Origin of the sequence: Fructobacillus papyriferae (genome assembly GCF_018437225.1) — a bacterium.
GTDB lineage: Bacteria > Bacillota > Bacilli > Lactobacillales > Lactobacillaceae > Fructobacillus > Fructobacillus papyriferae.
This window is the reverse complement of the sequence record NZ_JAAMFI010000002.1, coordinates 136412-149422: the sequence shown is the minus strand read 5'-3', so window position 1 is coordinate 149422 and position 13011 is coordinate 136412. Positions and strand designations below refer to the sequence as shown.

Here is a 13011-nt window from a genome sequence, read left to right as displayed (position 1 = left end):
GCGAGTCTTTTGAAAAATCGTCTAAGAAACCATACTGATTGGTACCTAGTCGGCATTCTTGTCCTAGCCACTTTCCTATACGGCTGGGGTATCTGGGATGCCGGCTCGGCCAACTCCTATTACACCGCCGCCATCACGTCGATGACACAGTCCTGGCACAACTTCTGGTACGGGGCTTTCGATCCGGCTGGCTTTATCACCGTCGACAAACCACCCATCGCGCTTTGGTTCATGGCCATCTCCGCCAAAATCTTCGGCGTTCACGGCTGGTCCGTTGTCTTGCCATCGGTTTTGGCCGGTATCGGCTCTGTCTTTCTTCTATATCAGTTACTGACACCAAAATTCGGCTTATGGGCCGGTCGGCTTGCCGCACTTGTCATGACCTTGACGCCAACGGTGGTCGCCAACTCAAGAGCCAACAACATGGACGCCATTTTGGTCTTCTTCTTGCTTTTGGCCGTCTGGGTGTTGATGAAAGCCGTTTCCCGACAAAGATTCTGGCTCGTCTTACTGGCCTTTGCCATTGTCGGCATTGCCTTTAACATCAAGATGCTGCAGGCCTTCATGATTCTGCCAGCCATGCTGGTCTTCTACTGGCTTGCCACCAAACTCCCTTGGAAGAAAAAAGTTCTTTGGCTCTTAGCAGCCATGGCCTCGCTTGGCCTTTTCACTGTCGCCTATCCGGCCGCAGTCGATTCAGTCTCGTCATCATCCCGCCCCTACATTGGTTCCTCTCAGACTAACTCGCTGATGGAACTGGCCTTTGGCTACAACGGAACCGAGCGCTTACTCGGGCAAACGTCTGGTACAGGTGGTAGCTTTGGCGGCATGGGCAAGAACAACAAGCAGTCCAAAAACCAACAAAAGAACAATAATAATCAAGCCCCTACTGGTACTCCTGGTACTCAAAAGCCAACGGGTACAAAGGCTCCAAGCGCTCAGACGACAAACAACAAAATGAACGGACAAGCACCAAACGGGCAAGCACAGCAGGGGAATCCACCGCAAAAGCCATCCAAAAGGGGCACACAAAGTCAAAATGGACAACAACCCTCTGGCCAAATGGGCAAGTCTAAAAACTTTGCCAAAGGTGCTAAAGGCGGTATGGGCGGTGGAAACTCAGCCTTTGCCATCGGTTCTGCTGGACCATTCCGACTCTTCCAATCTGATCTTGGCTCACAAATCGGCTGGTTCTTACCCTTTGCCTTCTTAGGCATGGGCCTTGGCTACTGGGCCTTCCGTAAGAAGGGCAACAAGTGGTATCAAATCTCAGACGAACAAAAAGACGTCTTACTTTGGGCCGCTTGGTTCGTTCCAGTATACGGCTTCTTCTCGGTTGCCTCCTTCTTCCACCCCTACTACACGATCATGCTAGCGCCTGCCATTGCCGCTTTGACTGCCATCGCAGCAGCTGCTGTTGGTCGAATGGTTCAGGAAAAAGAGAAGAAAGAAAGCAGCCTTGCAAAAGCACTGCTCGCATTGACCATCGTCAGCGCAGCAGCCTTGCAAGCCTACTACGCCTGGTCTTATTTCCCAGTGGCTGCAAGTCTCATTCTCATCCTTTCCCTAGCCGTTGCGGCGCTTTGGCTTATTCCAGGCAAATGGAAGACAAGGCACAAGGTCTTTTTGACCATCGCTGTCTTATCTGCACTTTCTGGCTTCTGGGCGCTGACGCCAACGCTTGCTCACAAATCAGCCGCCATCCCCGCTGCCAGCCCTTCGCTTTTGTCACAAAAGGGCTCTTCTGATATGGGAGGCTCCGTCGATTCCGCCCTTCTTTCATACACCAAAAAGCACCAAGGATCGGCCAAATACCTATTTGCCACGACGGATTCCAACTCAGCCTCGGGTTATATCATCAAATCCGGCCAGGCTGTCATGGCCCTTGGTGGCTACAACGGAACCGACCCAACGATGACCTTGACGAAATTCAAAAAGTTGGTCAAGGAAGGTCAAATCAAGTATTTTGTTGTCGGCAACACAAAATCATCGACCGGAAATATTGCAAAAATTCTTTCCTGGGTCCAAAAGAACGGATCCAAGGTCAGCTACAGCAGTCAATCAGAAGATAGCACGAACCAGACAAATCAGATGCCCGGCCAAAACATGGGCGGGCAAAACGGCACTGCCACCCTTTATGATCTCAGTCAAGCATTGAATTAACAGAAAGGACCCGTCATGGAAAATGTGAGAAATAAGGCGGCCAAACTCGCCTTCATTCTTCCCGCTTATAACGAAGAGGAAATGTTGGCGCAGACGGTCACCATCTTAACCAATATCAAAAAGCAGCTGATCCAAGCTAAAAAAATCGCCACCGACTCCTTTATTCTAATTGTTGACGACGGCTCAACAGATCACACGGCCGATCTGATGGCACAGATGGAACAGGAGACAAGCGATATTCTAACGGTCCAACTATCCCGTAACTTTGGGCACCAAAAAGCGCTACTAGCTGGTCTGACTGAAGCCATTCGACTAGCCGACATCACCGTGACATTGGATGCTGATTTGCAAGACAATCCAACCATCATTGAATCGATGGTGGATCAGTACCTAACTGGATCGGATATCGTCTATGCTGTCCGTTCATCAAGAGAGCAAGACAGTTGGTTCAAGAAGAATTCCGCGCTGGCCTTCTACCGGACTGCCGCCTGGCTCGGAGTCGAGCTCGTCTTTAATCACGCGGACTTTCGATTGATGTCAAAACGAGCCGTCAAAGCGCTACTAGCCATGCCCGAACGAAATCTTTTCCTACGCGCGATGGTTCCTCTTGTTGGCTACCCTTCCAGCAAAGTCTACTATGAACGAAAAAAGCGTGAAGCCGGTTCATCAAAGTATCCGCTAAAGAAAATGTTAGCCTTTGCCATTGACGGCATCACCTCATTTTCAGTCAAACCAATCAAATTGCTTTTTAACCTCGGACTCGCGGTTTCCTCCATCGCTTTTTTCGAAATTGCTTACACAATTTTAGAAAAAATCATTGGCCACCCCACCGCTGGCTGGTCATCCTTAATGATCTTCATCTGGCTGCTTGGCGGGCTTAACCTAATGGCCATCAGCGTTATTGGTACCTACGTCGGCAAAGTCTTTACTGAAGTCAAGGCTCGGCCAACCTTTGTCATTCAAGAAAAAAGTCAACGGCTGACTCAAGCTGAAGAAAGGAAGGCGGAAATCGTGCCTCTTGTCTGCCAAACGACGACGGGCGAATCCGGCATCGCGTCTTTTTCCAGCCAATACCGGAACAGTTTTTACCATCCTGAATTTCAATAATGCCACATAAAAAAGCCGTTTGGAACACCGGTCTCGCTAACACGAGACTGGTGTTTTTTAACGGCTTTTTATTCAATCAGTGGTCGTTCGTAATCTTGTAGTGCAAAAGCTAAAATTTGACTACTGCAACGGTTCATGTATTCGAATCGCTTGGCTTCATCCGTCACCCAGCGTGTCCCGCCAAGCAGCATCACTTTCGCAAGTTTCATGCCGGTAATGCCTAAAATATCGCGCCGCCAGCGGCTGACAATGCCACCTATCCGCTTGTGATAGTAAGCTGGATCATCAGCAGTCATAAAAAGGCTCGCTTTCTTTCCCTTCAAGAATCCGCGGATCCGAAGGGGACCCTTGCGCTCATAGGCAAAGCCAGGCATCAACACACGGTCTAACATGCCTTTCAACAATGCCGGCTCGCCCCCCCACCAGATGGGAAAGAAAAAACAGATGTGGTCCGCCCAGTCAATTTTTTTCTGGAATTGGTGAACAAGGGTGAGATCCTTCATCACGGCTCGATAGCCATAACGTAAAATGGGATCAAAATCAGCGATGGCTAAGTCCACGATTTGGACGTTCATCCCATCTTCTCTCAAATTTTCGTAACTATTTAAGGCATTCGAATGGGTAAATGACTGATCATCTGGATGCCCCTGTACGATTAAAATATTCATTTTTGGCTCCTCTCTTTTCTTGAGTCGCCAAAAAAGGTGCGCGAGCAACTCATTAAAACGAACGACTTAACTATACCACAAATGTTATTAATGTTACAAATATTACAGAAGCGATGCTTCTTAATATAAGCGCTTTAGATTAAATTTAAAATAAACGACATATCGGTTAGTTCACAGACCGGTCAGCCGTTTGTTTCCAAAAGCAAGACTGGGACTTTTTCGCCCGCTAAGGTATACTGGTTCTTGTATTTATGAATAAATTTTGAAAGAGGAAAGTAATTCAACCATGAATCGCCTAAAAAATAGCTACCGCACCCTACTTGTCATCGTTGGCATTATCGGTGTGCTGGTCGAAACCAATTTGGAACCGGCCAAGTTCTTGTACTACACCATTATGTCCAACATTTTGTGTATCCTATATTTTGCCTACTTGCTGGTCAAAAAGCAGGGGTACAATCCTAACGTGAAGGGCGCCGTGACGTTAGCCATCACCGTGACCATGTTAATCTACTGGTGTATCTTGGCCCCCCATTCCTTTAATATGAAAACATTTGCCGACTATGCCGGTACATTCTTGGCGCACTTAATCGTGCCAATGATGGTCATTTTGGACTGGCTCTTCTTTGATCAAAAAGGCGGCTTTAGTAAAAAAGCGCCCATCTACTGGCTGATCATCCCTCTGGTTTATTACGTCTTTACGTTAATTGCCGCTCAATTTAAGGTCGTCTACCCGTTAACGGGCGCCCACTACCCTTATTTCTTCATCGATTCAGAAGCAATTGGTTGGGCTGCTGTTGCTGGTTATGTGTCGGGTCTCGTTCTTTTCTTCTTGATTCTGGGTTACCTTTTTGTCTTGCTTGACCACAAATTAGCCAAACGTAAATAATGAATAAAAAGGCAGCGAAACGTTTTGTTTCGCTGCCTTTTTACTTATCAATGTGAAAATTATGCTGCTTTTCGATGACTAATCCATCGTGTTTTTCCAGATAATCAGCTAGCAAAGTCGTTAGCGGTTTCGGATAGTCTTTGATCACTTTCCCTTTTGAAAAGACCTCGTTTCCAGCACCCGTTGCCCGATAATTATTGACCGCGACCGTGTAGGTCTTTTTTGGATCATATGGTTGTCCATTGACCGTTTCAATCACCACCCGCTGCCCTAGGGGCATTGTTAGATCAAACCGATAAACCAACCCGGACCACAAGTCGTAGTTATAATCCTGCTTTTTTGGGTATTGATAGGCTTGGCTGACCTTGATCGCATCATCTTGAAGACTAAAGTAACCAGCGTTCACTTCCAAAGCCGTTTTCAGTTGCTCACCCGTTAAGGAAATGCTGACCAATGTGTTCGGGAATGGGTAGTTGCCCAGCAGTTCGCGCCTGGTTACCGCCCGATGAAAGCCGGGCATTTCATCGTTAAAAAGGGCAGTGGCCGAAAGGTCGGCTCCTGTAGTCTCTAGTTGCACTTGATTAATCAAATCAACAAAGTCATGCCCTTCTTGTCTGGCTTTTGGTATATTCTCTAAAATCAAATCGGTAGCGAGGTGGGCGATTACTTGGTCTAGCCATTGATCTAAATCAGCTTTGATCCCTGCCATTTCATTGACATACTTGGCTTTTTCTGGCCAGTCGGCCGTTTTGATCAAACGGGCGGAAGGACACTTCGTTGTATCACTCGCTTTCTGATTTCGATCAGCATCCAAATCCACCGTCAATTGGCCAACGGCTTCTGCCCGATAGCCCGGTTGACTAATGGGAATACCCTTATATACTCCGGACAAAAGGCGGTGCTGATGGCCGGTTACCAAGGCACTGACACCAGGAATTTCCAAGAGTTCGTTGCCTTGATTTTCCCCAGTTTCCTTCTCCAAGAGCTCGTTTGTGTCCAGGTCACGGGAAAAGCCGCCATGATAGGCAATAATCACCGCATCGACCTGTTTGGAAAGCTTCTTGACCAGGTCTCGAGCGATCTTCACAGGATCTTCAAAGAGGAGCCCGGGAATGTTTTCAGGCCGTTCCCAATTGGGCACATACTTAGTCGTTAAACCTATGACCGCAACTTTCTTCCCCTTTTTTTCAAATATGTTATAGGCCTTTCCGATGAATGGCAGCCCAGTCTCCTCATCTAACACATTGGCATTTAGAAGCGATTCGTCATCTTTAAAAATATGCTCCAAGTACGCACGTCCAAAGTTGAATTCGTGATTTCCTAAGACCCGGGCATCATAACCCATCTCCTGTGGCATCTTCTTAAAAACAGCGGACTTATCCACCGCCACATTGGCCAGGTACGTGCCAAGAGGTGAGCCTTGAATAAAGTCCCCGTTTTCAATTTTCAAGACGAAATCGCCCCTTACTTTGGCCATTTGTTCCACCACTGCCATAGTTGAAGCAGCACGGAATAACCCATAAGGTTTGACTGCGTCTCGATCAATAATGTTACTTGCCCACCAAAAAGTGTGACTATCTGATGTTGATAATACCTGTAATTTCATTTCCTTATCCAATCAAAAAGCAGGCCAGCCAATCTGGCCCCCTGCTTATCATTACGATTACTTCAATAATTGTTTTCGGATGGTACCTGAAAGCCAGTCAATGGCCGTCACCATGACAACGATTCCAATTAAGATGATCCCGACACGTGACCACGAACGCGTGGACAGTGCGAAAATCAATGGCGCACCAACACCACCGGCCCCAACGATTCCAAGGATGGAAGCGGAACGGACCGCGATTTCAAAACGGTAGAGGGTAAAATTGATAAATTCAGGCAAAACCGTTGGTAAAGTTGCCCAGCTTAAGGCATCAAAACGGTTTCCACCAGCAGAAATAATGGCTTCTTCTGGACCACGATCAATATTTTCAATCGCTTCTGAGAAGAGCTTTCCCATCATTCCAATGGAGTGCACGCCCATGGCCAAGACACCTGCAAAAGCACCTGGGCCAACCGCCTTAATAAACATAATGGCCAACACTAATTCTGGGAACACACGAATAACCGTGAGCAGAAACTTTCCAAAAGTCGAACGGCTAGAGAACTTCTTTGACGTCCGGGCTGCCCAGAAAGCAAAGGGCACCGCGATAAAGGACGAAATAATCGTTCCAAGAAAGGCAATCGCCAGCGTTTCAATCAACGCCGATACCAAATCTTCTCCGTGCCCAGAATAGACATAGGACCAATCGGGATGGAATAGTCCTGAAAAGATCGAACCAAGAATCTGGCCAGCAGATGCCTTAATCCCAGAAAATTGAATCCCAGAAAATGCCCAGATGACAATCACCAAGACGATGAATGCAATGAGATATGGGCGACTTTGCTCATAAAATGAACGTTTTTTTACCATCATGACAAAGCCTCCCGGAGTTTATTGGATAGTGCATCAACCAGAACAACCACCACGAGAATGGCCAAGATCACAACCGACGTTCGGTCATAACGGAACATTTCAAGCGTCGTGTTTAAGTAAAGCCCGATTCCACCGGCACCAAGGTAACCAAGAACGGCAGAAGCACGAACGTTGATTTCCAAAGTGTAGAGGAAAAAGGACAAGTACTGATTCAAAACCTGTGGAATCACCGCAAAGATAATCACCTGGTTACGGTTTCCACCAGCAGCGCGCATGGCTTCGATTGGTCCCTCGTCGACAGTTTCGATTGCCTCGTAAAGCAATTTGAACATCATTCCAAAGGAGAAAACCGATAAGGCCAAAACACCGGATAAGGCACCAATTCCGACAACCGCCACAAAGAGTGCAGCCAACAACATTTCAGGAATGGAACGAACTAAGTTCATGATAAAGCGGACAATGCCACGAACAAAAGAGTTGCGCACGATGTTTGAAGCCGATACAAGGGCAACCGGAATCGCCGCCACACAACCAATCAACGTGCCGACAATGGCCATTTGAATGGTTTGAAGCAAAGGCGTGATCACGGCCGGAATATAAGACCAGTCTGGACTAGCCATCTTAGTCCATAAGTCAATGAACTGGTCGGCTGAGAACTCCTGGCCGACCCCGGTTGCTTGCGCTGATAAAATAACGGCAAAGACCAAGAACAAAAAGATTGTAAAGCCAATGATGTGCCATTCCTTCATCATTGACCGTTTTGGAAGCGATTGTGCCATCAATCTGCCTCCACATCGTCGCCAGCATCAAGGTGGCTGTCATCTCCTGCTTCACGATAAATTTCCTTAAAGTCCCGCTTGTCGACTTCTTCGATTGGCTTATCGTAAATGATGCGACCGTCTTTCAAACCAACAATTCGACTTGAGTATTTGAGCGCCAGCCCAATGGAGTGAACGTTTAAGACGATGGTCATACCATCTTCTTCGTTCAACTTCTTCAAATCATTCATGACCTGCTTAGTCGTTTTAGGATCCAAACCAGAAACCGGTTCGTCGGCTAAGATAACCGATGGTTCTTGCATCAGCGCACGGGCGATCCCAACACGCTGCTGTTGGCCACCAGAGAGATCACGGGCCTTTACGTAGTACTTATCAAGCAAATTCACACGAGAAAGGTTAGTCTTAACCATCTCTTGATCTTCTTTTGTAAACAGCCCAAGCGCCGCCTTCCAGGCTGGGTAATACCCAACGCGACCGGACATCACGTTTCGATAGACCGATGAGGTCTTAACCAAATTATAGTTTTGGAAAATCATAGCCGTTGAGCGACGAATCTTGTGTAGCTTATCGCCCGTCGCCTTGGTGATATTTTGACCATCGATCAGAATTTCGCCCTCGGTGACGTCATGCAAACGGTTAATGGCCCGCAGCAACGTGGACTTACCGGAACCAGATAGCCCCACAATCATCACGAATTCGCCCTGCTTAATGTCTAAGTTAATGTCCTTTAGTCCAATTGTACCGTTTGGATACACTTTTGAGACATTCTTGATTTCAATGTTCCCTTTATTTTCAGTCATAATTTTCTCTTCGTTATCCGATTCAAACTACTCTATACGGCACAAAATGGCCGTCCACCAATGGTGGCGACCATTTTGGCAAAATTAATCGTTATTGCATTTTTTGCAATTGACTCTGGTACTTACGGACGATGTCAAAGTGTGAATCCTTTGAGCTCGTCACGCCATCCCATGAGTAAACGTCGTGCAAGACCTTCTTACCTTCATCAGTCTTGGCGATCTTTTCCATTGCTTTTTCAATCTTTTCAGAATCAGAAGCGCTGACACCCTTACGGAGTGAGATCGTGTCGTTTGGAATACCATCCGTGGTATACAAGATGCGCGTCTTATCAAAGACATCCGGCTGATCCTTCTTCACGATGTTACGAGCATCACCGAAGATAAAGGCAGCATCCGTATCACCATTCATGACTGAGAGGACACCTTGATCGTGACCCTTCACCTGAACCAGCGTTGCGTCCTTCAAGACGTTAACACCCTTCTTGTTCAATTCGACGGCTGGGAAAATATATCCCGCATCCGAAGTTGGGCCTTGAACCGCAATCTTTTTGCCCTTCAAGTCCGCTACTGACTTAATGTTTGAATCCTTTTTGACGATAACCATTGAGTTATAGTCATCAACTAACTTATCCGTCTTCGCTCCGGTATTGTCATTTTTAATCCCATAACGCGTTGACTGCATAATGACTTTCGCACCATACTGCTTGTGTGCCATGACATAGGCGGCTGGTGATAAGAAGCCCATATCAACTTTCTTGGCACCCATTGCTTCAATAACTGAGTTCGTGTCCGTTGACAATGACACGTGCACTGGAATTCCAAGTTGCTTACTCAACAACGTTTCCAGTGGCTTTGCCTTGGCTAGCAAGCTATCCGACTGGGACGAAGGAATGAATTGAACATTCAATTCTTTTAAATCCATCCCCGAACTTGACTTGCCTGAATCCGATTTCTTTCCCGCAGAATTGAAAGCGAAGAAACCACCAACAGCGACAATCACTACCGCGACAGCAACAAGAAGCTTTTTCATTTTCCCTTTTTTTCTCCTAATATGCAGATAGGCAACAAAATCGTTCGCACTGTAGCGAATATTAGTCGTTCAATAACGACCATCATTCGTTACGAGTTAAGTATCTCTTATTTTTCTGCTACTTGCAATAACTATTTTATCTTTATTTAATCTAAAACCGAACGTTAAACGAATATTACATGTCAGAATTACAAAAACCGAACATTTTGAAAATAAAAAAGCACTACCTTCACGATAGTGCTACATTTTCTTAATCTTTTTTCAGTGGCATGCCGTAGCGAGACAAGAGCACGGCGAGATAATCAGCTGGGCTTTGACCCAAGAGGTCGTTTTCTTGCTTTGACAAGGTCACGTTGGCAGCGTCATGTTCAGCCATCCCCGCAAAGTGGATCGCAAAGGTCTTGCTGTAATCTGATTCAAATTGAACAAAATAGGTTGAAATGTCTTGGAAGTTTGCCCGGATGTAAGTGGTTTTTTGATCGTCTGAAAGGACAAGCAGAAGTTCTTGATTTGCTTGATCAATCCACAAACCATCCCCTAAGTTGAGGGCGTGGTTTTCCTGGAATTCAGCTTGCACCTTTTCCAGCGACCGGTTCTTCAGCTTGCTTTTGAAAGATTCGGGGGCTGCATCGCCGTCGTTGATGTCCCGGGCTTCTTTGACTGTCTGCTCGGTGAAGGCTGCTGTCTTCTTTTCATTGCGGTGCTTTTTGCCATAATAGGCAATCCCCCAAATGATGGCCACAATGAGCAAAATCGGGATCAAATGTGTCAACAAGAAGAGCAAAAGCAACAAAAGCAAGGCCCAGAATAGAAAACTAGGCATCCAGGATAGGAATCGGAACGAGAAATAAATGAAGAAAATGAATAAAATAATGAGAGACAAGAGAATCATGTGCAAATAACCTTTCTTCTTTAGTGAGTGAGTATAACACGCTTTGTTAGACTTTACGAGCCCTTTTTATTTTTGCTAGTTGAAAAAACAAAAAACACCCACCATCACAGTGAGTGCTTACATCATGGATCTGAGGGGAGTCGAACCCCTGTCCAAACCGCCCGCCACGCTAGCGTCTACATTCATAGGGCAATCATTATTACCGCAACCAAAGCAGCCATTGTCCAGAACTTGACTTTGGCTGGGATCGAATTGTTTTAAGTGACGACGCGCCGACATCGTCCCGCCACCGATCTGACCATCTATAAGAGCAAGCCATCCATGTCAGCCTACATGACTTGCTCACGTGTCACTGGTTTTTAGGCAGCGACAGCGTAAGAGTTATTGTTTTTTGCAGTTAAATCGTCTGCCCGTTTTACGCCCGGACGGCGGAATGCAGCTAGCGCTCGCAACAGCCTGTCGAATTCCGGGACAGACCCAAATAAAAAAGCGCTAAGGAGATCACTCCTTAGCACCATTATAGCAAATTTTAACTGGCAATAAAGCCTCTACCCCAAATTAGAATTGACGGTAGCGAGCCCTTCGAGCAGCCACCAAGTCATCCTTTGGCATGGCTTGCATCGCCTTGAATTCCTGGGCAAGATTTTGCTGCATCGCCTCGAAGATTTTTTCATGGTGACGGCCTTCTGGGATCACTTGATCAATGACCTTCTTTTCCAAAAGATCAGCTGGGGTGATGCCCATAATGCCGGCTGCCTCATCCGCCCGTTTGGCATCCTTCCACAAAATGGAAGCAAAGCCTTCGGGTGAGAGAATCGAGTAGGTCGCGTTTTCAAACATCCAGACCTGGTCGGCCGTGGCCAAAGCCAAGGCACCACCAGAACCACCTTCACCGTAGATGATGGCAATCATTGGAACGGACAGCTTCATCGATTCGAGAATCGATTGCGCAATAGCCTCTCCCTGGCCCTTGGCTTCAGCTTCCATTCCAGGGAAAGCACCGGGTGTGTTAATGAGCGTGATGATTGGACGGTTAAACTTAGCCGCCTGCTTCATCAAACGCTGCGCCTTTCGGTAGCCCCACGGTTGAGGGGATCCATTACGTTTGGACAATTTGTCGTTGATGTCCGTGCCCTTATCGATGGCAATCACCGTAACCGGCTGCCCCTTCAGGCGCCCAATTCCTCCGATGACAGACGAATCATCTGCTGACAAACGATCGCCGTGCAGCTCGATAAAATCGGTCACCAAGCCATTGATGAGTTCGCGGGCCATGAAGCGGTCCTCACGAGACTTCTTGACAACTTCGACCGGATTGATGTCCTTTTTAAACATCGTTTTCATAAAGTCGAACATGTTTTAGGCCTCCTGTTGGTGCATGGACACGATTTGGCCGATCACTTCGGCCAAGTTTTGTCTTGGCACAATCTTGTCAACAAAACCGTTTTGAAGCAAAGTTTCGACGCGCTGGAAGTCCTTTGGCAGCTTCTCGTGAATCGTTGATTCGATGACACGAGCACCGGCAAAGCCGACCAAGGCGTGCGGTTCTGCCAAAGTGATGTCGCCTTGCATGGCAAAGGATGCCGTCACGCCACCGGTCGTTGGATCGGTCAAGACAACCAAGTAAAGCAAACCAGCTTCTTGGTGGGCTGCAACGGCGGCTGACACCTTGGCCATTTGCATGAGGGAGTTAATTCCCTCTTGCATCCGAGCGCCACCGGAAGCGGTGAAGAGCACAACGGGCAAGCGATGCTTCGTCGCATACTCGAAGAGGCGAGTGATTTTTTCACCAGTCTTTGAACCAAGCGAGCCCATCATGAAATACGAATCCATGATGCCAAGCGCAACCTGCTGTTCGTCAATCAAACCAGATCCTGTCAGAACAGATTCTTTCATATCGGTCTGTTTCTTGGCCCGGTCCAACTTTCCCTGATAACCCGGAAAATCGGTTTGGTCAATCGTCAGTTCTTCATCAAATTCAACGAAGTCACTTGCAAAGAGAGCGACACGCTCACGGGCTTGCAAACGAAATCCATAATCACAGTTTGGGCAGACCCGGTAATCGCCGAGCTGCTTGTTATAAATTTGTGTACCACAGTATGGACAGGCCAGAAACAGGCCATCCGGGATCCGGTCGCGGACTTCGTCTGTGACCTTAATCTTGTTATTCTCTGTTTTGTTATTGCTAGAAAACAAATCCATAGTCTTTGGGCAATGCCCACTCCTCT

The 13011-nt window shown here is 47.1% G+C and carries 12 protein-coding genes and 1 other RNA gene; 3 read left to right on the top strand and 10 right to left on the bottom strand.

Annotated elements, in window-relative coordinates; all coding sequences use genetic code 11:
- Positions 1–9 precede the first annotated feature (9 nt).
- Positions 10–2163 (top strand): ArnT family glycosyltransferase, encoded by a 2154-nt coding sequence (locus G6R27_RS04425; protein WP_213819867.1) that lies wholly within the window; start codon positions 10–12, stop codon positions 2161–2163.
- A 15-nt stretch (positions 2164–2178) separates the two neighbouring features.
- Complete coding sequence (locus G6R27_RS04420) at positions 2179–3270, top strand: glycosyltransferase family 2 protein (RefSeq protein WP_213819866.1); 1092 nt, start codon at positions 2179–2181, stop codon at positions 3268–3270.
- 68 nt (positions 3271–3338) lie between these two features.
- Here the strand turns inward: G6R27_RS04420 and G6R27_RS04415 are convergent, their stop codons facing one another.
- Positions 3339–3938 (bottom strand): NAD(P)H-dependent oxidoreductase, encoded by a 600-nt coding sequence (locus G6R27_RS04415; protein WP_213819865.1) that lies wholly within the window; start codon positions 3936–3938, stop codon positions 3339–3341.
- Between the two features lie 286 nt (positions 3939–4224).
- Between G6R27_RS04415 and G6R27_RS04410 the strand changes: the two genes are divergently transcribed.
- Entirely contained in the window at positions 4225–4824 is a 600-nt protein-coding gene (locus G6R27_RS04410) for a Pr6Pr family membrane protein (protein ID WP_213819864.1), read from the top strand.
- Between the two features lie 40 nt (positions 4825–4864).
- Here the strand turns inward: G6R27_RS04410 and G6R27_RS04405 are convergent, their stop codons facing one another.
- The 9 genes from G6R27_RS04405 to G6R27_RS04365 all read right to left on the bottom strand — a co-directional run bounded on the left by G6R27_RS04405 (position 4865) and on the right by G6R27_RS04365 (position 12985).
- Entirely contained in the window at positions 4865–6430 is a 1566-nt protein-coding gene (locus G6R27_RS04405; RefSeq protein ID WP_213819863.1) for a bifunctional metallophosphatase/5'-nucleotidase, read from the bottom strand.
- Positions 6431–6487: 57 nt separating this feature from the next.
- Positions 6488–7282: a phosphonate ABC transporter, permease protein PhnE gene (phnE, locus tag G6R27_RS04400; protein WP_213819862.1), complete on the bottom strand. Its 795-nt coding sequence runs from the start codon at positions 7280–7282 to the stop codon at positions 6488–6490.
- Positions 7279–8061, bottom strand: coding sequence for a phosphonate ABC transporter, permease protein PhnE (phnE, locus tag G6R27_RS04395; protein ID WP_213819861.1), 783 nt, complete (start codon positions 8059–8061; stop codon positions 7279–7281). The genes phnE (G6R27_RS04400) and phnE (G6R27_RS04395) overlap by 4 nt, the downstream gene beginning before the upstream one ends.
- Positions 8061–8861, bottom strand: a complete 801-nt coding sequence (phnC, locus tag G6R27_RS04390; protein WP_213819860.1) for a phosphonate ABC transporter ATP-binding protein — start codon at positions 8859–8861, stop codon at positions 8061–8063. Before phnC ends, phnE (G6R27_RS04395) begins: the two co-directional genes overlap by 1 nt.
- A gap of 91 nt (positions 8862–8952) precedes the next feature.
- Positions 8953–9891 carry a phosphate/phosphite/phosphonate ABC transporter substrate-binding protein gene (locus tag G6R27_RS04385; RefSeq protein ID WP_213819859.1) on the bottom strand — a complete coding sequence of 313 codons (939 nt, stop codon included), beginning with the start codon at positions 9889–9891 and terminating at the stop codon, positions 8953–8955.
- Between the two features lie 250 nt (positions 9892–10141).
- The gene (locus tag G6R27_RS04380) at positions 10142–10714 is read right to left on the bottom strand and encodes a hypothetical protein (protein WP_213819858.1); all 573 of its coding nucleotides are present in this window, start codon (positions 10712–10714) and stop codon (positions 10142–10144) included.
- Between the two features lie 191 nt (positions 10715–10905).
- Positions 10906–11262: a transfer-messenger RNA gene (ssrA, locus tag G6R27_RS04375) on the bottom strand.
- Positions 11263–11341: 79 nt separating this feature from the next.
- Complete coding sequence (gene accA / locus G6R27_RS04370) at positions 11342–12139, bottom strand: carboxyltransferase subunit alpha (protein WP_230791183.1); 798 nt, start codon at positions 12137–12139, stop codon at positions 11342–11344.
- A 3-nt stretch (positions 12140–12142) separates the two neighbouring features.
- Positions 12143–12985 (bottom strand): acetyl-CoA carboxylase carboxyltransferase subunit beta, encoded by an 843-nt coding sequence (locus tag G6R27_RS04365; protein ID WP_213819857.1) that lies wholly within the window; start codon positions 12983–12985, stop codon positions 12143–12145.
- Positions 12986–13011: the final 26 nt, after the last annotated feature.